We start from the raw sequence: 20,495 nt of genomic DNA on the forward strand, positions 1-20,495 counted from the left end.
GCACCCACCAGGGTGCCGGGCCCTTCGGCTGTCGTATCACTTGATGACGGGAAACGGTGGAGCACCTGTTGGCGTCATGATCGATTCGGTCGAGCGCTGCTGACCACAGCGTGCGCCGAACGGCGATGCTCCATTGAGCATGGGGGACGAAGGAATGCCTGACATTCCGTCCGGCGACGTGTTCACCGGCCGCGTGCTGGAGTGGCACAGCGAAGAGGGCTGGGGCGTACTGGTGTCCGATGCCCTGCCGGAGCGGGTGTGGGCTCTTTTCTCAGTCGTGGAGGCCGAGGGCTTCCGCGAACTGACCGCAGGCCAGTACGTCGTCTTCACAGCCGAACCGGCCGAGCAGGACGACTACCACTGGCGCGCCGTGTGTGTCCGGCCGGAGACCGCCGCACACCGCCGGCTGGACGAAAAGGACGGACCGGGCTACTCGTCCGGTCTGGACATCGACTTCGAGTCCTGACGGGCGGCCGGTTCTCCGTACGTGTGGAGCGTGCGGAGAGCCAGCCCTTCCCGCTACGGGGCGATTTCCCGCGTGCGACCGCATCAGCCCGGTGAGCAGGGCGAACACAGCAACCCGCTCAGCGGCAGTACCCGCTCGGCGAGCCGTCCCCGCAGGCTTCCGCCGGCGGTCTCGGCCTCCACGAGCCAGTCGGCGGCGACCAGCAGTCCGGCGTGCCCGGCGACGTCCTCGGGCCTCAGGGCGCAGAACGAGGCGACCGTGTCCAGGTCGAGACCGTCGTCCTCCGCACTGCCGAGACGGCCGTCGGGACGGCTGTGGGCCGCCGTGTACACGGCGAGGAGCCGGGTGGCGGCGCCCGCCTTCTTCTTGCGCAGCTTCCGGTCGCCCACGACCCGCTGCGCCCACCCCGACAGGCGCGCGCGGGTGACCTTGCCGAAGGAGAACGGGCGGGGCTCGCCGGGCAGCAGCGAGGGGACCGTGACCTGGGTGGGCTCCTCGGGCCGGGACGTCAGCGCGTCGTCGGCGGTGAAGTCGTCCGGCAGCCGCAGCCAGCCGACGTCGACGAGTTCCTGGAGCACCCGCTCGGCGTCGCCCTGCAGCCAGCCGGCGAGGTCCTGCCCGGTGACGTTCCCGGTGCCGGCGCGCGCGGCCCGCAGGGAGAGCATGAGCACCGCGAGCCTCGCCTCGGCCCCGGAAAGCGGGGCGTGCACCCGGACATACTCCAGCACGCCACGGGCGTGGACGCCCTGCCCCCGGGTCAGCAAGCGCTCGACGACCGGCCCGCCCCCGTCGACCTCGATGCCGAGGCGGTTGGCGTTCATCTCGCGGGTGGACCGCGCCGCGGCCTCCGCCCGTACGGCCTCCTCCCGCAGGGACGCGTCCTCGGTGACGTCGGCCCACAACGCGAACGCGCGGGCCTTGCGGTCGTGGAGTTCGGCGAGGACGGCGAGATCCGGTTCGGGGCGCCGCTGGTACGCGCGGAACGCGTTCCCGAGTTCGGTCAGCTCCAGCCGCAGCACGTCGGGCTGGAGGTCGTCCGGCACGATCCGCTGCGCGATCTTGCCCCACCGCCCCGCACCCAGGTGCCCGGCAGGGACAGCACCGGGCCGGGGACGCGGGGCGGGCCGGGCGCGCGGGACGGAAGCAGTCCCGGCACCGACCGCACCGGGACGACCCGAGGCGGCAGCCGCCGACGACCACCCACCGAGGCCGGGGGCGTCGGAAAACATCGCTGACCCCCCACCAGTCACCGCGCTCCGATCCGGCTTTCCCCTGCCTTGACGCCCGCTGTCGGCGCCGTCGAACCGTCCGCCCCGGTCACCCGTGCCCGCGCTCACCCGATGCCACCTTCTCCCTTGCCAGCCTGCTACCTCCCGCCCGCTGCGGGCGCAGCCACCTGACGCTACGTTTCCCACCGCATCCGCCAGGGAGGGACCGGAATGGACCACACGTTCGGGTGACGCTCCCGTGCGTGCACCGGAGCTGGGCCATCCGAGTGACATGAGCCCTAAGATCCGTGCCGTGCAGGTGAATTCAGAACAGCACCACTTCGCCCACGCAGCCGCGCGCCACTACAAGGACGCCGTCTTCCTGATGGACGCGGCACGGCTGCCGAACGCCGACCACCACTTCGGCGTGGCGGTGGAATGCGCCCTCAAGAGCCTGCTGCTCCGCTTCACGGCCGTCACCATGGACCCCGAGAAGCCGGGCGGCAAACGGTCGAACAGGCCCTATTTCAAGGACCCCAAGACCGGCAAGACGCGCTACTACAGCCACCTGCCATGGGTCGCCACCGACATCGCCCTCCTGACGCACGGCAGAACGGCGTCCCCGCTGACCACAGCCCTTGGTGGCGAGCCTGGAAGGCGAGGCAGCGTAACTGCACGCCTACGACACCCAGCTGATCAATAGGCACTTGCAGGGCGAGGAGTACATGCGAGCGGTCTTTGGCATGCGGCGCCCTCTGGACGCCGAGACAGTAGAGCAGCGGGTGGCCGCACGTCGTGACCGCCAGAGGCTGTTGTGCCGCACGCCCATGCCGCTCATGAGCTTCGTCATCGATGAGCGAGTGCTTCTCAGGCCCCTCGGGGGCCGGGAAGACGCCAGCCTGACCGCTGACTCACGCTACGTCTTCGTCAAAACGGCACAACATTTCACCGACAAGACTCTCACCACGGCAGAAAATCAGCGGAAGATATCGGCCTGGCTGGCCAAGGGCGCCAAAGGGCCACTACGGCTGGAAGGGAAGTTCAACGAGAACACGGGCCTGCATCTCACCCGCTACGAGTTCACTCACGGGCAGCCCACACAATGGGTGAAGGGAGTCCGGGTGATCCTCAAGGCCGACCCGTCGGCACCGTCCGGCTACCGCGTCCTCACCTCGTTCCCCCAGCCGTAGAACGCATCCTTGGAGCAGTTGATGAGTCAGGCACTTCCGCCAGGGCAACGATTCTACGAACTCAGCGACCTGCTGGCGGCATACGCCCACGTGGATTTCACGTTCTCCGACACCGCGGAAGCTCCGGGACCCGCCCTGTCCGCCTACCTCAGGATGGCCGCACGTGACCCCGGGCGCGCCGCGACGGCGATTCAGCAGATCGACGACCTGCTCTCCGTCGGTCTGTTCTCCGAGGAGATCGCGGACGAGGTGGAACACCTCCCGCACATCCGTCCTCCGATGGGTACGAGCGTCGAGGACTGTCTTCGCGTGGTGAAGGACCACCTTCACCGCTTCCTGCGCGACCCCTCACGCACCCCGCAGGCGAACCCGCAGAGCTCCTGGGAATGGAACGAGCGCTTCCCGTCCTTGGGGCAGCTGCTCGGCGCCTACTTCCACCGGGACTTCTCCTACATCTACGAGTCCCGCGAAGAGGCCCTCGACGAGTACGTCGGCGAAGCCGATCCGCAGGACCGCGAACAGGCGGCCCAGGAAATCGGTGAGCTTCTGGAAATGGTGTCGTCGGAACAGGAACTCCGCACCGCGACGACGGCCTTGGGGCTCGACATCCTGCCGCCGCGAGGCATGTCCCTGCGAAAGTGGCTCGAGTCGATTCGCCGCAGGATCACCGCAGCGTAGTCGCCCTCGTCGCCCAGCCTCGTCCCGTATCCGGCCGCCGGGGACCGAGCGCTGCCTCGGGCGCGTGCGTCCCCCTGACCTTCCCGCCGAGGAGCCTTTCACCGACGTTCATCGGACGTCGGTCGTTCCACGACTCGGGAGGCGGGCCGAAGACGTGCCGCCCCCCTCACCGCCAGGATGGCGTTGGCGCCGCCACCGATCACGGCGCCGATACCGAACGACGCCACTCGACCGAGGACGATGAACGTGGCCCAGGCCCGGAAGGGCTCGGTCCTCGGCATCAGCGCCCGAAGGTGATCGAGCCCTTCCTCCTCCCAGCGGAATCCGGATTTTCGCGGCTGGAACCAGCGTTCCCGGCTGCAGCGAGGGGACGTCGCTCGTCCCCTCCTCTTACTGCGGCCCGTACTTCCGCCCCGTCCGTGAGCTGATCCCGCCCAGCATCCCCCGCGGTACCAGCTTCGCCGCGCCCATCAGGGTCTTGTAGCGGGGGTCCGGGATGGAGAGGGACTTGCCCCGGGAGAGGTCGTCCAGGGCGGCCGCGACGACCTTGTCCGCGTCGAGCCACATCCAGTTCGGGATGTTGTCCGTGCCCATGCCGGCCCGCTCGTGGAACTCCGTGCGGACGAAGCCGGGAGCCAGGGCCATCAGGCGGACGCCGCTGCCGGACAGGTCCTTCGCCACGCCCTGGGTGAACTGCACGACCCACGCCTTGGACGCGCCGTAGGTGCCGCGCGGCACGAAGGCCGCGACCGAGGCCACGTTGACGACGCCGCCGCGGCCGCGCTCCCGCATCGCCTCCACCGCCGCCGAGGTCAGCCGCAGCACCGCCTCGCAGTGCACCTTGAGCATGGTCAGCTCGTCGGCCATGGAGACGTCGAGGAACTTGCCCTTGTTGCCGAAGCCGGCGTTGTTGATCAGCAGGTCGACGGGGTGCCTGCGCTCGCCCAGCCGGGTGGCCACCGCCTCGATGCCGGCGTCCGTGGACAGGTCGGCCGTCAGCACCTCCGCCTCGATGCCGTGCCGGTCGTGCAGCTCGGTGGCCTGTTCGCGCAGCCGCTTGGTGTCCCGGGCCACCAGCACCAGGTTGTGTCCGTCGGCCGCCAGCCGACGGGCGAACGCGGCGCCGATGCCCGCCGTCGATCCCGTAATCAATGCCGTTGTCATGGCGCAAGGTTAGGGGTCGCAGTGGACGGGTCCACTTCGCTCACCCCTCCCGCCACCGGTGAAGGGCGCGTGAAGAAAGTACTGGTGAGGAGCGGTCAGCCGCCGTACCTCGCCACGTACTTCCGCGCCTGCGCCAGCGCCTCCGGGTGCAGCGCCCCGCCCGCCGCGAGCAGCCGGGGCAGCAGCTCCCGCTGAGTGGTGACCGCCCGGAACTGCAGGGCCACCGTCACCTCGTGGTCGGGCCGGTGCACGATGCGGACCGGGTCGCCCGCCCGTATCTCGCCGGGCTCCACCACCCGGAAGTACGCGCCCGGCGCGGCCTTCTCCGTGAAGCGCTTCACCCAGCGCTGCTCACCCATGTGGCCCTGGAAGGTGCGGCAGGGGATGCGCCCGGAGGTCACTTCGAGGAGCAGGTCGGGGCCGACCCGCCAGCGCTCGCCGATCAGGGTGCCGGAGACGTCCAGGCCCGTGGTGGTGAGGTTCTCGCCGAACGAGCCGCTGGGCAGCGCACGGCCCAGTTCGCGTTCCCAGTCGTCCAGGTCCTCGCGGGCCACCGCGTAGACCGCCTGGTCCTCGCCGCCGTGGTGACGCGTGTCGCACACCGTGTCGCCGGCCAGCCCGCTCGCCCCGACGCCCTTCGGCCCGGGCGCCGCCACCCGCACGGGCCCGTCGGCCGGTCGCTTGTCGATGCCGGTGACGCCCTCCGGGTGGTCGGTGAACGGCACGGTCTTCGCGCGGCCGAGGTTGACAGAGAGAAGCTTCATGGCCGAACGGTAGGACAATCCTCATCAAAGTGTCGACGCGGTATTCGGCGTTCGGTCAAAGGGTCACTTATCCTCGGGGGTGTGATCGAGGCTCGTCATCTCCGTGTACTGCGCGCCGTGGCATCGACCGGTTCCTTCTCCGCCGCCGGGCGCGAGCTGGGCTGCACCCAGCCGGCCGTCAGCCAGCAGATGAAGGCCCTGGAGTCCTCCGTCGGCACCCCCCTGCTGGTCCGCACCGGGCGCGAGATGCGCCTCACCCAGGCCGGTGAGGCGCTGGTGAGACACGCCGCAGGGATCATCGCGGGGCTCACGGCCGCCGAGGAGGAGGTCGCAGCCATCGCCGGGCTGCGCGCCGGCCGGGTCCGGCTGGTCTCCTTCCCCAGCGGCAGTTCCGCCCTCGTACCCAACGCCCTGGCCGCCCTGCGTGCCGCGCACCCCGGCACCCGGGTCTCCCTGGAGGAGGCCGAGCCGCCGAACTCCGTCGAGCTGCTGCGCGAGGGCGACTGCGACGTGGCGCTCGCCTTCCGCTACGAGGGTGCGGCGGGCGCGGAGGAGTGGGAGGACCTGGTCGTACGGCCGCTGCTGACCGACCGCCTCGTGGCGCTGGTCCCCGACGGGCACCGGCTGGCCCGCGCGGAGTCCGCCGGGCCCGTGGCCATCGGGGAGCTGGCCCGGGAGTCCTGGATCGCGGGCTGCCCCCGCTGCCGGGGCCAGCTGGTCGAGGTCTGCGAGGGGGCCGGCTTCACCCCCCGCATCGACTTCGCGACCGACGACTACCCGGCCGTCGTCGGCCTGGTCGGCGCCGGCCTGGGCGTGGCCGTCCTGCCCCAGCTCGCCGTCGAGTCCGTACGGCCCCGCGGTGTGCGCACGGTGACGCTGGAGCCGGCGGTGCGGCGGGAGATCGTCGCGCTCACCCTGCCCGACCTGGCCCAGGTGCCCGCGGTGGCGGCGACGCTGGACGAGCTGGCCCGCGCGGCCGCGCGTCTGTCGGCGGCACGTCGGCCCGACCCCGTCTGAGAATCCCCTGCTCCGAGAACCCTTGCTCCGAGCACCCCTGCTCTGGGAACCCCTGCTCTGAGACTCCCGGTTCTCAGACCCCCTGGAAAGAAACGTTCCTTCAGTGGTGGGCGGCCGCGTCCCCGCCGGCCGGTCCGGACGCCGACGCCGACACCAGGCGGTGGCGCGCCCGTCCCATGAGCTCCTCGCGCTCGTCCTCGGTCAGTCCGCCCCACACGCCGTACGGCTCACGCACCGCCAGCGCGTGCGCCGCGCACTCCGCGCGGACCGGGCACCTCATGCAGACCTCCTTGGCCGAGTTCTCACGAGCACTCCGTGCCGCACCGCGTTCGCCCTCCGGATGGAAGAAGAGCGAGCTGTCCACCCCGCGGCACGCGGCCAGGAGCTGCCAGTCCCACAGGTCCGCGTTCGGTCCTGGAAGGCGGGAGAAATCTGCCATTGCGTGACCCCTTGTTGCCGATATGGGTGAATCCCGACGATGCGGCGATGCGGCGATGCGGCGATCCAGCGACCCAACATCCACGACCGTACAACTACGATCTAAGGAGATGAAAATATGACTCATTGGAAATCTAGTCGCAGACACCACCGAAGTGGAAGAAAAACGGCCAAACGGGGCACCGGTTGTGATGAAACGGCGCGGGTCCGACGCGCGTGTCTGCTGTGTGGCCGCCCCCTCACGTAGAGTGCCGAAGACGACACACAGCCCCGTAACTCTTTCGAGTGACCATCGTTGAGAGTGCGGAGGCGGTTGAAGGAACAAGTGCTCGGGCGGGCGTCCGGGACGGTCGACCGCACAGGTGACGATTTCGTACCAGCCTGGAGGCTCAACGTGACGCGCAAGAGCTGCGGAGGACGGCCATGACTTCCGTTCTCGTCTGCGACGACTCCCCGCTTGCCCGAGAGGCGCTGCGCCGCGCGGTGGCGACCGTGCCCGGCGTCGAGCGCGTGACGACGGCCGCCAACGGCGAGGAAGTCCTCCGCCGCTGGGGTGCCGACCGCTCGGACCTGATCCTGATGGACGTGCGCATGCCCGGTCTGGGCGGTGTCGAGACCGTCCGGCGGCTGCTCTCCGCCGACCCCGGGGCGCGCATCATCATGCTCACCGTCGCCGAGGACCTGGACGGCGTGGCCCTCGCGGTCGCCGCCGGTGCCCGCGGCTATCTGCACAAGGACGCCTCGCGCGCCGAGCTGCGCGCCACCGTCACCCAGGCCCTCGCCGACCCGACCTGGCGGCTCGCCCCGCGCCGGCTGCGCTCGGCCGAGATGGGCGCCGCGCCCACGCTCACCGCGCGTGAGATCCAGGTGCTGGAGGGCATGAGCCACGGCCGGTCCAACGCCGAGATCGGCCGCGAGCTGTTCCTCTCCGAGGACACCGTCAAGACCCACGCCCGGCGGCTCTTCAAGAAGCTCGGCGCCTCGGACCGCGCGCACGCCGTGGCGCTCGGCTTCCGGTGGGGCCTGGTCCGCTAGGGCCTGCTGCGAACGTCCCGCCTGCCGGGCGACGCCGTGCACGCACTCTCGCCGCACCGGGCCTCGCGCCGAGTACATCCGGTACGAGGCCCAAGGCCCGGCACGCCGAGAGCACGCATCTGACGCCGCCCGGCCCGCCCCTCCGGCGGACAACGGGACTGTCGCAGCAGGCCCTAGGGGCACCCGTGCGGTGGAGGCCCGGTGGGGCACCCATGCGGTGGACGCGGAAAGGCCCCGTCGGGGAGGTGACGTTCCCCGCTTATCGCGAGGTGAGCGGGGGTGACAAGACGACCCGCCGGGTGCCCGCTGCTTGTTTCGCCGCCGATGACGCATCCTTGAGGTGTGGAGTTCCTCGGGGACGAGTCGTTCAAGCGGAAGGGGAGGGCGCAGGGGATGAGTTCCGGCGCACCTGCTCATAACGCTTCGGTGCACAACAGCGGGCACGGAGCCACGGATCGGACGGCCGCAAGGCACGATGGACCGATGCGTGACGACGAGGCGCCCCGTGACCAGGGGACGGTCGGTGGGCTCGTCCACCGCGCCGTCGACGGGGACGAGCAGGCCACGCACGACCTGCTCGCCCATGTCCACCCTCTGGCGCTGCGCTACTGCCGTACCCGTCTGTCGCGCCTGCCCGGCGACGCCCGCCACTTCGTCGAGGACCTCGCCCAGGAGGTCTGCGTCGCGGTGCTGCTCGCGCTGCCCCGCTACAAGGACACCGGCCGGCCCTTCGAGGCGTTCGTCTTCGCCATCGCCGCCCACAAGGTCGCCGACCTCCAGCGCGCGGCGATGCGGCACCCCGGCTCGACCGTCGTCCCGTCCGACGAGATGCCCGAGCGGCCGGACGACTCCCTGGGCCCGGAGGAGCGCGCGCTGCTCAACAGCGACGCCGCCTGGGCCAAGAAACTGCTGGCCAACCTGCCCGAGAACCAGCGCGAGCTGCTCCTGCTGCGCATCGCGGTCGGGCTCACGGCCGAGGAGACCGGCCAGATGTTGGGAATGTCACCCGGTGCCGTGCGGGTCGCCCAGCACCGGGCGCTGAGCCGACTGCGGGCGTTGGCGGAGCAGTAATCTCCGCCGACTGCCGCTGTGAACGGACGGCGGCGCCTGTCCGTACAAAACTACGAAGATCGCAGGCCTTCCTGATCGTGGAATGAGCCACGTCCGCTTCCCGTTAGCATGGACATCCGCACCGATCAAGGCCATTTGGGGAAGGTGTCATGACTGCCAACGTCGACGGAGTGCCCGAGAAATTCGCGACACTCGGGCTGACCTACGACGACGTGCTGCTGCTGCCGGGCGCCTCCGCGGTGCTCCCGAACGCGGTCGACACCTCGTCCCGAATCTCCCGCAACGTGCGGGTCAACATCCCGCTGCTCTCGGCGGCGATGGACAAGGTGACCGAATCCCGGATGGCGATCTCCATGGCCCGCCAGGGCGGTGTCGGCGTCCTGCACCGGAACCTGTCCATCGAGGACCAGGCCAACCAGGTCGACCTGGTCAAGCGCTCCGAGTCCGGCATGGTGGCCAACCCCATCACCATCCACCCGGACGCCACCCTCGCCGAGGCCGACGCGCTGTGCGCCAAGTTCCGCATCAGCGGCGTACCCGTCACCGACGGCGCGGGCCGGCTGCTCGGCATCGTCACCAACCGCGACATGGCCTTCGAGAGCGACCGCTCCCGCGGGGTGCGCGAGGTCATGACGCCGATGCCGCTGGTCACCGGCGAGGTCGGCATCTCCGGCGTCGAGGCCATGGAGCTGCTGCGCCGCCACAAGATCGAGAAGCTTCCGCTGGTCGACGGCAACGGAGTCCTGAAGGGCCTGATCACGGTCAAGGACTTCGTGAAGGCCGAGCAGTACCCGCACGCCGCGAAGGACGCGGAGGGCCGTCTGATCGTCGGCGCCGCCGTGGGCGCCAGCCCCGAGGCGCTCGACCGCGCCCAGGCCCTCGCCGAGGCCGGGGTGGACTTCCTGGTCGTCGACACCTCGCACGGCCACAACAGCAACGCCCTGAGCTGGATGTCGAAGATCAAGTCGAGCGTCGGCATCGACGTCGTCGGCGGCAACGTCGCCACGCGTGACGGCGCCCAGGCGCTGATCGACGCCGGTGTCGACGGCATCAAGGTGGGCGTGGGCCCCGGCTCCATCTGCACCACCCGCGTCGTCGCCGGCATCGGCGTCCCTCAGGTCACGGCGATCTACGAAGCCTCCCTCGCCGCCCGGCCCGCCGGAGTCCCGCTGATCGGCGACGGTGGCCTGCAGTACTCCGGCGACATCGGCAAGGCGCTGGCCGCCGGCGCCGACACGGTGATGCTGGGCAGCCTGCTCGCGGGCTGCGAGGAGTCGCCGGGCGAGCTGCAGTTCATCAACGGCAAGCAGTTCAAGTCGTACCGCGGCATGGGCTCGCTGGGCGCCATGCAGTCCCGCGGCCAGGGCAAGTCGTTCTCGAAGGACCGCTACTTCCAGGCCGAGGTGGCCTCCGACGACAAGCTCGTGCCCGAGGGCATCGAGGGCCAGGTGCCCTACCGCGGCCCGCTGGGCAACGTGCTGCACCAGCTCGTCGGCGGCCTGCGCCAGACCATGGGCTACGTGGGCGCCGGCACCATCGAGGAGATGGAGTCCAAGGGCCGGTTCGTGCGGATCACCTCCGCCGGCCTCAAGGAGAGCCACCCGCACGACATCCAGATGACGGTCGAAGCACCGAACTACAGCCGCAGCAAGTAGGCAGCAGCCTCCCGAGGGCGGCCCCGGACCACCCGGGGCCGCCCTCTGCGGTGCCCCGCCGTACCCGTCGGGGATACTGGAAGGCGCTGCAACGCATCAGGGAAAGGCCACAGACGTGACTGAGATCGAGATCGGGCGCGGCAAGCGCGGCCGCCGGGCGTACGCCTTCGACGACATCGCCGTCGTCCCCAGCCGCCGTACGCGGGACCCGAAGGAGGTCTCGATCGCCTGGCAGATCGACGCCTACCGCTTCGAGCTGCCGTTCCTGGCCGCTCCCATGGACTCGGTCGTCTCGCCGGCCACCGCCATCCGCATCGGCGAGCTGGGCGGCCTCGGCGTGCTCAACCTCGAGGGCCTGTGGACCCGGCACGAGGACCCGCAGCCGCTGCTCGACGAGATCGCCGGTCTCGACGCGGACACCGCGACGCGCCGCCTCCAGGAGATCTACGCCGCTCCCATCAAGGAGGAGCTGATCGGGCAGCGCATCAAGGAGGTGCGCGACTCGGGCGTGGTCACCGCCGCCGCGCTCTCCCCGCAGCGCACCGCCCAGTTCTCCAAGGCCGTCGTGGACGCGGGCGTGGACATCTTCGTCATCCGCGGTACGACGGTCTCGGCGGAGCACGTCTCCGGCTCGCACGAGCCGCTGAACCTGAAGCAGTTCATCTACGAGCTGGACGTCCCGGTCATCGTCGGCGGCTGCGCCACCTACACCGCCGCCCTGCACCTGATGCGCACCGGCGCGGCGGGCGTCCTCGTCGGCTTCGGCGGCGGCGCCGCACACACCACGCGCAACGTGCTGGGCATCCAGGTGCCCATGGCGACGGCGGTGGCGGACGTGGCGGCGGCCCGCCGCGACTACATGGACGAGTCCGGCGGCCGGTACGTGCACGTCATCGCCGACGGCGGCGTCGGCTGGTCCGGCGACCTGCCCAAGGCCATCGCCTGCGGCGCCGACTCCGTGATGATGGGCTCCCCGCTGGCCCGCGCCACCGACGCGCCGGGCAAGGGCAACCACTGGGGCATGGAAGCCGTCAACGAGGAGCTGCCCCGCGGCAAGAAGGTCGACCTCGGCACGGTCGGCACCATAGAGGAGATCCTCACCGGCCCGTCCCACACCCCGGACGGCTCGATGAACTTCTTCGGGGCGCTGCGCCGCGCGATGGCCACGACCGGCTACAGCGAGCTGAAGGAGTTCCAGCGGGTCGAGGTCACCGTGGCGGACTCGCAGCACCGGCGGTAGTCACCCGGACGGCGTAGCGAAGGGGCCCGGAGCAGTCGCTCCGGGCCCCTTCTCGCCTGTCCGGCCCCGCTCAGAGCCGGTGCGCCGCGCCCGTGGGCGTCGCCCCGCGCGTGTCCAGCAGGAGCTGGGCCTTCACCGACAGGCCCTGGAGGTCGTACGTGCGGTGCTGCTGGAGGAGGATCGTGAGGTCGGCGTCGGCGGCGGCCTCGTAGAGGGAGTCCGCGCGGGGGACGGGGCGCTCGGCGACGTTCCAGGACGGGATGTGCGGGTCGTGGTAGCTGACGGCGGCGCCGAGCCCCATCAGGCGGGTCGCGATCTCCTCGGCCGGGGTGGCCTGCTGGTCGGCGAGGTCGGCCTTGTAGGTGACGCCGAGGAGCAGAACGCGGGCGCCGCGCGCGGACTTGCCGTGCTCGTTGAGCAGGGCGGCGGCGCGCTGGACGACGTAACGCGGCATCTGTGCGTTGACCCGCTGGGCGACCTCCACCATGCGCAGGCTGTGGGGGGCCTGGCCGGTCAGGTCCTGGGGGACGGAGTGGCCGCCGACGCCGGGGCCGGGGCGGAAGGCATGGAAGCCGAAGGGCTTGGTCTCGGCGCAGCGCAGGACGTCCCACAGGTCGACGCCCAGGTCGTCGCAGAGGACGGCCATCTCGTTGACGAGGGCGATGTTGACGTGGCGGAAGTTGGTCTCCAGGAGCTGGACCGTCTCCGCCTCGCGGGGGCCGCGCGCGCGGACCACCTTGTCGGTGAGGCGGCCGTAGAAGGCGGCGGCCGACTCGGTGCAGGCCGGGGTGAGGCCGCCGATGACTTTCGGGGTGTTGGCGGGCGTGAAGTCGCGGTTGCCGGGGTCGACGCGGCTGGGGGAGTAGGCGAGGTGGAAGTCGCGGCCCGCGCGCAGCCCGGAGCCCTGCTCCAGGATCGGGCGCAGGAACTCCTCCGTGGTCCCCGGCCGCACCGGGGACTCCAGGATCACCGTGGTGTGCGGGCGCATGTGGGCGGCGAGGGTGCGGGCCGCGGCCTCGACCTGGGTGAGGTCCAGGCCGCCGTCCGGCGCCGGCGGGGTGGGCGCGCAGATCACCGCGGTGCGGACCCGGCCCACCTCGGCCGGTCCCGCGGCGGTGCGGAAGCCCGCCGAGAGCATCCGGCGCAGCTCGGCGGGGGAGAGGGGGCCGGCCTCGGGGCCGGTCTTGTAGCCGAGGGTGGGGATGCCGGCGGCGACAGCGGCCTGGGCCAGGGGCAGGCCGTACGGGCCGAGTCCGATGACGGCGAGATCTGCGGGCATGGCGTGGGCCGTCCTTCCCAGTAGCCGAAGCGGGACAGGTGCGCAAGCCCGGTGGACAGGATGGGCGAGCACAACGTCAGACTAGGAGTAAATATGACCGATTTGTGGGATTGATTCGCCTCGTTTCGGGTGAGTCTCGACGGTGACCTGCGGGAAGTTGTCCACAGGCTGAGGACGTGCGGCGGCCGATGTCGGGCAGGCCGGACAGAATCTGGGCATGGTGGGTACCAGGAGACGGGCTTCGCCCGACGGGTGCGGCCGACGCGACCACAGCGGGAGGCAGCAGTGAGGACAGCGACACTGGGGCCGGCGCAGCGCGCCGAGTCGCTCGCGGCCATGGCCGAGCGCGAACTGGACGTACTGGTGGTGGGCGCCGGCGTGGTCGGCGCGGGCACCGCGCTGGACGCCGTGACGCGCGGCCTGTCGACCGGTCTGGTCGAGGCGCGGGACTGGGCGTCGGGCACCTCGAGCCGGTCCAGCAAGCTGATCCACGGCGGCCTGCGCTACCTGGAGATGCTCGACTTCGCGCTCGTCCGGGAGGCGCTGAAGGAGCGCGGCCTGCTGCTCGAACGGCTGGCGCCGCACCTGGTGAAGCCGGTGCCCTTCCTGTACCCGCTGCAGCACAAGGGCTGGGAGCGGCTGTACGCGGGCTCCGGCGTCGCGCTCTACGACGCCATGTCCATGGCGCGCGGCCACGGCCGGGGCCTGCCGATACACCGTCACCTGAGCCGCTCTCACGCCCTGCGGGTGGCCCCCGCGTTGAAGAAGGACGCGCTGGTCGGCGCGCTCCAGTACTACGACGCGCAGATGGACGACGCCCGCTTCGTCGCCACCCTGGTGCGCACCGCCGCGGCGTACGGCGCCCAGGTCGCCAACCGCGCGCGGGTCACCTCGTTCATTCGCGAGGGCGAACGCGTGGTCGGTGCGCGCGTGCAGGACGTCGAGGCCGGCGGCGAGTACGACATCCGCGCCAAGCAGATCGTGAACGCGACCGGGGTGTGGACCGACGACACCCAGTCGATGGTGGGCGAGCGCGGCCAGTTCCACGTCCGGGCCTCCAAGGGCATCCACCTCGTCGTGCCCAAGGACCGCATCCACTCCACCACCGGGCTCATCCTGCGCACCGAGAAGTCCGTGCTGTTCGTCATCCCCTGGGGGCGGCACTGGATCATCGGCACCACGGACACCGACTGGGATCTCGACAAGGCCCACCCCGCCGCCTCCAGCGCGGACATCGACTACCTCCTGGAGCACGTCAACTCGGTGCTGTCGGTGCCCCTCACCCGCGACGACGTCGAGGGGGTCTTCGCCGGGCTGCGCCCGCTGCTGGCCGGCGAGTCCGACGCCACCAGCAAGCTCTCGCGCGAGCACACCGTCGCGCACCCGGTGCCCGGCCTGGTCGTCGTGGCGGGCGGCAAGTACACGACGTACCGGGTGATGGCCAAGGACGCCGTGGACGAGGCGGTGCACGGGCTCGACCTCCGGGTCGCCGACAGCGTCACCGAGGAGACCCCGCTGCTCGGCGCCGAGGGCTACCACGCGCTGTGGAACGCGCGGGCGCGGATCGCCGCGCGCACCGGCCTGCACGTGGTGCGCGTGGAGCACCTGCTGAACCGGTACGGGTCGCTGGCCGAGGAGGTGCTGGAACTCGTCACCGCCGACCCCTCGCTGGGCGAACCGCTGCACGCCGCCGACGACTACCTGCGCGCCGAGATCGTCTACGCCGCCTCGCACGAGGGCGCGCGGCACCTGGACGACGTCCTCACCCGGCGCACCCGCATCTCCATAGAGACCTTCGACCGCGGGACGCGCAGCGCCCGTGAGGCCGCCGAGCTGATGGCACCGGTGCTGGGCTGGGACAAGGACCAGGTCGAACGCGAGGTCCAGCACTACGAGAAGCGGGTCGAGGCCGAGCGGGAGTCGCAGCGCCAGCCGGACGACCTGACGGCCGACGCGGCCCGGCTGGGGGCGCCGGACATCGTGCCCAAGTAGCGTCCGCAGCGGCGGGCCGGACGCCTCGAGCCCGCCGCACGGCCCGTCCCCCGCGTCACCCGCGCCCCCGTGGCACCCTGGGCGTCGAGCACTTGTCGCGTGAGGGACAATGAAGGCTCTGTCAGGGCGGGTTGCATGAGGGGACGCATGTCGGACGCGGAGCGGGCGGGGACACCCCGTACGGACAAGAGCGCACGTCTCCTCGCCGGGCGATACCGGCTGGGAGACGTGCTCGGCCGCGGCGGCATGGGGACGGTGTGGCGGGCCCAGGACGAGACCCTGGGACGCACGGTCGCCGTCAAGGAGCTGCGGTTCCCGGGCAACATCGACGAGGAGGAGAAGCGGCGTCTGATCACGCGCACGCTGCGCGAGGCGAAGGCGATCGCGCGGATCCGCAACAACGGCGCCGTCACCGTCTACGACGTGGTCGAGGAGGACGACCGGCCCTGGATCGTGATGGAACTCGTCGAGGGCAAGTCGCTCGCCGAGGCCATCCGTGAGGACGGTCTGCTGGAGCCGAAGCGCGCCGCCGAGGTCGGCCTCGCCGTCCTCGACGTGCTGCGCTCGGCGCACCGCGAGGGCATCCTGCACCGGGACGTGAAGCCGTCCAACGTGCTGATCGCCGAGGACGGCCGGGTCGTGCTCACGGACTTCGGCATCGCCCAGGTCGAGGGCGACCCGTCCATCACCTCCACCGGCATGCTCGTCGGCGCCCCCTCCTACATCTCCCCGGAGCGCGCCCGCGGCCACAAGCCCGGACCGGCCGCCGACCTCTGGTCGCTCGGCGGGCTGCTGTACGCCGCCGTGGAGGGCACCCCGCCCTACGACAAGGGATCCGCGATCGCGACCCTCACCGCGGTGATGACGGAGAACCTGGAGGAGCCGAAGAACGCCGGCCCGCTGCGGGACGTCATCTACGGGCTGCTCAACAAGGAGCCCGCCCACCGGCTCGACGACGCCGGCGCCCGCGCGATGCTGACCAAGGTCATCCACGCTCCCGCCCCCGACGAGATCGACCCGGCCGAGGCCACCAAGGTCGTACCGATCCCGCCCCAGCCGGACGAGCGGACGGGCCGGGGCGGCGCCGCCGGCAAGCGGGCCGAGGAGGCCGGGGAGCGGCTGCGCGGGGCGCTGCGCTCGGTGCGCAAGGCCGCGGTCGGGGCGGGTGCGGCCGGTGCCGCCGCCGCCTCGCGGAGCAGGCAGGGCGGTACGGGCTCCGGGACCGGCGCGGACTCCGGCTCCACGGGGGCGGGCGCGTCCGGTACTTCCGGAACAGCGGCGTCCGGTACCGCCGGAGCGGCGGCCGCCACGGGATCGGCGCAGGGCTCGGGCGCGCAGGGCGGGAACCCTCCCGGCGGCAAGCGCAGTTCCGGCTGGCCCGTCGTGCCGCCGCCGGACCTGCCGGCCAGGCCCGTGCCCCGGGCACCGCTCACCGACGTGGTGCCGCGCCGGACGCTGATCGTCATCGCGGTGATCGTGGCGCTCGCCGTGCTCGGCACCGTGCTGGCGCTCACCCTCGGCGGCGACGACGAGAAGGGCGCCGAGGGCGGCAACGGCGGCAAGCCCGCCGCCTCCGCGGGACCGAGCGGCGAGACCAAGCAGGACGACGAGGGCGGCACCGGCACCGACGGCGCCGCCTCCGACCCGGCGGCGGACGGTGACGCGAGCGGCGCGCCGGAAGGCGGCGCGAGCGCGTCCGGCGACGCGGACGGCGGGTCCCCGGACGCCGGGAAGTCCGAGGGCCGGGAGTCCGAGGGCCAGGAGGACGTGGCCGCCACCCACAAGGGCGGCCAGGGCTACCGCCTCGGGCTGCCCGAGGGCTGGAAGTTCACCTCCACGGGCGCCTCGGGCGACCGGTTCACCGGCCCCGGCGGGCAGAAGCTGCTGGTGGCCTGGACCTCCACGCCCAAGGGCGACCCGGTCGCCGACTGGGAGAACCAGGAGCGGTACATGGTCCGCTCGCAGTACCAGAAGATCCGCATAGAGAAGGTGGACTACCGGGGCTGGAACACGGCCGACTGGGAGTTCACCTACGCCGACGGCGGCACCAAGTACCGCACCGTGGACCGGGGTTTCGTCGTCAACGACCACCAGGGCTACGCGCTCATGTACACCGCGAAGGCCGACGACTGGGACGGCGACCTGCGCCGGAACACCTGGCAGACCCTGACGAAGTCCTTCGAACCCAAGTCCTGAGCGGACGGCTTCGGGTTTGAGCGGCGCGATATCTGGCATCAGCTCTTTGCGGGTTGCCTCCGGCACGTATCGTGAGTGCTTGCGGACCGTACGCAGCCGGAACGGCCCGCCGGGCGAACGGAATTGACCGACGGGCTGCCGGGGGTGGCGACGTGGACGACTATGCGGGACGGGTGCTCGCCGACCGCTACCGCCTGCCCCTGCCGCCGTCCGACGAGTACGAACTCACCGAGACCCGGGCCTTCGACACGTACAGCGGCCAGGAAGTCCTGGTCCGACAGGTCCCGTTGCCTGAGGTCGTCGAGGCCGAGGTGCTCGACGCGGACGGTCTGCCCGACGGCTTCACGGCCCGTGACGGCGGCGTCCGGCACCCCGGCAGGCGGACCTCCGGCGGGAGCACCGGCATCCGGCGACCGGCCGACCCGGTGGTGCGGCGGGCCGTCGAGGCCGCGCAGGCCGCCGCCGCCGTTCCCGACCACCCGCGCCTCGACCAGGTCTTCGACGTGTTCGCCGAGGGCGGTTCGCTGTGGATCGTCAGCGAGCTGGTGGCCGCGAGGCCGCTGGCCGCGCTCCTCGCCGAGCAGACGCTGACGCCCTACCGCGCGGCGGAGGTGGCCTCCGACATCCTGCTCGCGCTGCGGGTGCTGCACACCTACGGCTGGGTGCACCGCAACATCACCGCGCGCACCGTGCTGGTCTGCGACGACGGGCGGGTGATGCTGACCGGCCTGGCGGTCGGGGCGGCGGAGGAGGCGCTGTGCGGGTACGACCCGGTCCCGCCGCCCGACGAGGACCCCGCTCCCGGCCCGCTCGACCCAGGCGGGACCTTCGGCCCCGGCGGCGGTGTGCCCGGCCCGGGGGGCGCCGGGGCCGGGGCGCTGGGGCCGGTCGGAGCGCGCGCCGGAATCCTGGGTTCCGGTGACTCCGGAATCCTCGGCCCCGGTGGCGCCGATCCGGAGGCCGCCCGGCGGGCCGCCATCGAGGCCCGGGGCGTCGGCGGGCTGCCGGTGCCCGGGGCCGCGGGCCCGGGTGCACCCGCCGGGCTCGCGCCCGCGCAGCTCGACACCAGCGGCGACATCCGCGCCGCGCGCGCCGGAGCGATCGCCGCGTACCGCGCCGGCGCCCGTGCCGCCGCCCGCGTCCAGGAGGCCCAGAACGGCCGCGCCGCCCTCCCGGGAGCCCGCCCGGCGCCCGACGACACGACGGGGCGACCCGGCCAGGGACCGGGAGACCCGGGGCCCGGCGCCGCGTACTCCCTCGGAATCGACCGCCCGCCGCACACGCCCGCCCCCGCTGCGGGCGATGAGCACTCCCCGCGCTTCGAGGGGTCCGGGTACGGCGCGGACTCCTCGGGCCAGGGTGCCGAGGGCCACGAGCCCCGGCGCGAGGCGGATCCGGGCTGGTCCTCCCGAGCCACCGCACCCGGGTCCCGCTACGGAACCGACCCCGCGGATCGGGCCGCCGAGGACACCCCTCCCGGGCAGATCGCCGACCCCTACGGCGTACGCACGACCGCCTGGCACGGTGCCACGCCCCGCACCGGAGGCGACCCGGCATCCGCCCCGCCCCGAACCGGAGGCGACCCGGCGACCCCCGCGTCCCCGCTCCACGGTGACCCGGCACCCCACGCCCCGCGCCTCCCCGGCGATCCGGCCGCCTCCGGTCGTGCCCTGCCCCCCGCCCCCCGGCAGGGGGACACCGCCGGGTACGCCGTCCCGCCGCAGGAGGGTGGGCCGGTGACCTCCGGGCGCTGGGACGACCTCGTCGCCCGTACCGCCGTGCCGCGCGGGCCCGCCACCGCGCTCGACGCCGAGCGGGCCCGGCAGACGCGGATGGCCGTGGTCGGGCCGGTGACCGAGCGGTGGGCGCCCGAGCAGGCCGGGCCGGTGCACGAGAACTGGCAACTGGCCGCGCCCATCGGCCCCGCCACCGACCTGTGGGCACTGGGCGCGCTGCTCTACCGCGCCGTACAGGGGCACGCGCCCTACCCGGAGGAGTCCACCGCCGAGCTGGTGCAGATCGTGTGCGCGGAACCCCCCGCGTTCGCCGAGGAGTGCGGTCCGCTGCGGCCGGTCGTGGAGTCGCTGCTGCGTCAGGACCCCACCGAGCGCATCGACTTCGAGGAGCTGAGCGGCTGGCTGCGCTCCCTCGTGCGCTCCGCGCCCGAGCCCGAGGCCGGACTGCACGTCATCTCGGCCCCGCCCGTCGAGACCGGCCGCAGCCGGCTGCCCATCGTGCGCCGCCGCGGCGAGCTGGTGCGCCGGCGCCGGGCCGGACTGCCCGCGCACCACGGCCGCCACAAGCGGGGCCGCGCGGAACCCGCCCGCTCGCCGCGCAGCCTCGGCCGGACCCTGCTCGTGCTGATACTGCTCGCCCTGGCCGGAGCCATCGCGTACGCCATGTTCTTCCTGCCGAAGAGCGACACGCGCGACTCCGGCGCCGCCGACCGCACCGGCACCGCCGGTGACGCGAGCCAGGCGCCGCCCGCCGGGTCACCGGACGTCAGCAGCGAGCCCCGGCCCGAGCAGACGTCCCCGGAGTCCACGCCCGGCGGCTCGGAGACCGAGGGCGGCTCCACCGAGACGCAGTCGAACGTCGCCGACGGGTTCACCCTGCGCAAGGACCCGGAGGGCTTCCGCGTCGCCGTCGCCGAGGACTGGGAACGCACCCCTCGCAACGGCAGCGGGCAGATCGTCTACGCCAAGGGCGACTTCGAGCTCCTCGTCGTACCGGGCCGCGACCGCACCTCCGAGTTCGGCGACGACCCGATGGTCTACCAGCGCGACAGCGAGCCCGAGTTGGCCCCCTACCGCGCCTCCAGCTGGGCCACCTCCAGCGGGCTGAAGACCATCGAGGTCGGCGGACGGACCATGGCGGAGGGCCAGTTCACCTGGAGCGGAGCGAGCGGCGAGCTGTTCGTGCGCAACGTCGCCATCCTGATCGACGGCCGCTACCACGTGGTGCAGGTGCGGGGCCCGGAGGCCGAACGGGACGAGGTGAGCCGGCTGTTCGAACAGGCGTCGGCGACCTACCAGTACACGCGCTGACCGCAGTTCGCCCCGATGGTTGCCTCCCGTCACGGAAAGCGACAACCGTCACAGA

At 72.2% G+C, this 20,495-nt stretch carries 17 protein-coding genes and 1 pseudogene; 13 read left to right on the forward strand and 5 right to left on the reverse strand.

All coding sequences use genetic code 11. The annotated features are described in order from the left end of the window. Positions 1 to 154 precede the first annotated feature (154 nt). Complete coding sequence (locus tag ACGF3J_RS05020) at positions 155 to 466, forward strand: cold-shock protein (protein ID WP_161327666.1); 312 nt, start codon at positions 155 to 157, stop codon at positions 464 to 466. 83 nt (positions 467 to 549) lie between these two features. Here ACGF3J_RS05020 and ACGF3J_RS05025 read toward each other — a convergent pair whose 3' ends face one another. Next, positions 550 to 1,509 (reverse strand): hypothetical protein, encoded by a 960-nt coding sequence (locus ACGF3J_RS05025; RefSeq protein ID WP_237552408.1) that lies wholly within the window; start codon positions 1,507 to 1,509, stop codon positions 550 to 552. A 457-nt stretch (positions 1,510 to 1,966) separates the two neighbouring features. On the opposite strand from ACGF3J_RS05025, the gene ACGF3J_RS05030 reads away from it, so the two are divergent. The 4 genes and pseudogenes from ACGF3J_RS05030 (at position 1,967) to ACGF3J_RS05045 (ending at position 3,542) form a co-directional block, all read left to right on the forward strand. After that, a complete protein-coding gene (locus ACGF3J_RS05030) occupies positions 1,967 to 2,377 on the forward strand; it encodes a hypothetical protein (protein ID WP_393853486.1) in 411 nt (136 codons plus the stop codon). A gap of 22 nt (positions 2,378 to 2,399) precedes the next feature. Then, a pseudogene (locus ACGF3J_RS05035) lies at positions 2,400 to 2,504 on the forward strand (transcriptional regulator); the annotation flags it as partial. Positions 2,505 to 2,510: 6 nt separating this feature from the next. Beyond that, complete coding sequence (locus ACGF3J_RS05040) at positions 2,511 to 2,864, forward strand: RNase A-like domain-containing protein (protein ID WP_346346021.1); 354 nt, start codon at positions 2,511 to 2,513, stop codon at positions 2,862 to 2,864. Between the two features lie 9 nt (positions 2,865 to 2,873). Then, the gene (locus ACGF3J_RS05045) at positions 2,874 to 3,542 is read left to right on the forward strand and encodes a contact-dependent growth inhibition system immunity protein (protein ID WP_237552407.1); all 669 of its coding nucleotides are present in this window, start codon (positions 2,874 to 2,876) and stop codon (positions 3,540 to 3,542) included. Positions 3,543 to 3,932: 390 nt separating this feature from the next. On the opposite strand, the gene ACGF3J_RS05050 is transcribed toward ACGF3J_RS05045, so the two are convergent. Continuing rightward, positions 3,933 to 4,706, reverse strand: a complete 774-nt coding sequence (locus ACGF3J_RS05050; protein WP_393853487.1) for an SDR family NAD(P)-dependent oxidoreductase — start codon at positions 4,704 to 4,706, stop codon at positions 3,933 to 3,935. A gap of 95 nt (positions 4,707 to 4,801) precedes the next feature. Next, positions 4,802 to 5,470, reverse strand: coding sequence for an MOSC domain-containing protein (locus ACGF3J_RS05055; protein WP_393853488.1), 669 nt, complete (start codon positions 5,468 to 5,470; stop codon positions 4,802 to 4,804). A gap of 81 nt (positions 5,471 to 5,551) precedes the next feature. Between ACGF3J_RS05055 and ACGF3J_RS05060 the strand changes: the two genes are divergently transcribed. Further along, the gene (locus ACGF3J_RS05060; RefSeq protein WP_161327661.1) at positions 5,552 to 6,487 is read left to right on the forward strand and encodes a LysR family transcriptional regulator; all 936 of its coding nucleotides are present in this window, start codon (positions 5,552 to 5,554) and stop codon (positions 6,485 to 6,487) included. A 100-nt stretch (positions 6,488 to 6,587) separates the two neighbouring features. On the opposite strand, the gene ACGF3J_RS05065 is transcribed toward ACGF3J_RS05060, so the two are convergent. Next, entirely contained in the window at positions 6,588 to 6,926 is a 339-nt protein-coding gene (locus tag ACGF3J_RS05065) for a WhiB family transcriptional regulator (protein ID WP_161327660.1), read from the reverse strand. Between the two features lie 422 nt (positions 6,927 to 7,348). Between ACGF3J_RS05065 and ACGF3J_RS05070 the strand changes: the two genes are divergently transcribed. The 4 genes from ACGF3J_RS05070 (at position 7,349) to ACGF3J_RS05085 (ending at position 11,926) form a co-directional block, all read left to right on the forward strand. After that, positions 7,349 to 7,960, forward strand: a complete 612-nt coding sequence (locus ACGF3J_RS05070) for a response regulator transcription factor (RefSeq protein ID WP_003948568.1) — start codon at positions 7,349 to 7,351, stop codon at positions 7,958 to 7,960. Positions 7,961 to 8,443: 483 nt separating this feature from the next. Next, the gene (locus ACGF3J_RS05075; protein ID WP_064729392.1) at positions 8,444 to 9,031 is read left to right on the forward strand and encodes a sigma-70 family RNA polymerase sigma factor; all 588 of its coding nucleotides are present in this window, start codon (positions 8,444 to 8,446) and stop codon (positions 9,029 to 9,031) included. 149 nt (positions 9,032 to 9,180) lie between these two features. Next, positions 9,181 to 10,686 (forward strand): IMP dehydrogenase, encoded by a 1,506-nt coding sequence (gene guaB / locus ACGF3J_RS05080; protein ID WP_161327659.1) that lies wholly within the window; start codon positions 9,181 to 9,183, stop codon positions 10,684 to 10,686. Between the two features lie 115 nt (positions 10,687 to 10,801). Further along, positions 10,802 to 11,926 carry a GuaB3 family IMP dehydrogenase-related protein gene (locus ACGF3J_RS05085; RefSeq protein ID WP_161327658.1) on the forward strand — a complete coding sequence of 375 codons (1,125 nt, stop codon included), beginning with the start codon at positions 10,802 to 10,804 and terminating at the stop codon, positions 11,924 to 11,926. Positions 11,927 to 11,996: 70 nt separating this feature from the next. On the opposite strand, the gene ACGF3J_RS05090 is transcribed toward ACGF3J_RS05085, so the two are convergent. Continuing rightward, positions 11,997 to 13,205, reverse strand: coding sequence for a nucleotide sugar dehydrogenase (locus ACGF3J_RS05090; protein ID WP_393853489.1), 1,209 nt, complete (start codon positions 13,203 to 13,205; stop codon positions 11,997 to 11,999). A gap of 285 nt (positions 13,206 to 13,490) precedes the next feature. Between ACGF3J_RS05090 and ACGF3J_RS05095 the strand changes: the two genes are divergently transcribed. The 3 genes from ACGF3J_RS05095 (at position 13,491) to ACGF3J_RS05105 (ending at position 20,440) form a co-directional block, all read left to right on the forward strand. After that, on the forward strand, positions 13,491 to 15,197 hold the full coding sequence (locus tag ACGF3J_RS05095; protein ID WP_393853490.1) for a glycerol-3-phosphate dehydrogenase/oxidase: 1,707 nt from the start codon (positions 13,491 to 13,493) through the stop codon (positions 15,195 to 15,197). A 147-nt stretch (positions 15,198 to 15,344) separates the two neighbouring features. Continuing rightward, positions 15,345 to 17,393 carry a protein kinase gene (locus ACGF3J_RS05100; protein ID WP_393853491.1) on the forward strand — a complete coding sequence of 683 codons (2,049 nt, stop codon included), beginning with the start codon at positions 15,345 to 15,347 and terminating at the stop codon, positions 17,391 to 17,393. A 152-nt stretch (positions 17,394 to 17,545) separates the two neighbouring features. Beyond that, positions 17,546 to 20,440: a protein kinase gene (locus ACGF3J_RS05105; RefSeq protein WP_393853492.1), complete on the forward strand. Its 2,895-nt coding sequence runs from the start codon at positions 17,546 to 17,548 to the stop codon at positions 20,438 to 20,440. Positions 20,441 to 20,495: the final 55 nt, after the last annotated feature.

The organism is Streptomyces sp. NPDC048171 (assembly GCF_043202655.1).
Lineage (GTDB): Bacteria > Actinomycetota > Actinomycetes > Streptomycetales > Streptomycetaceae > Streptomyces.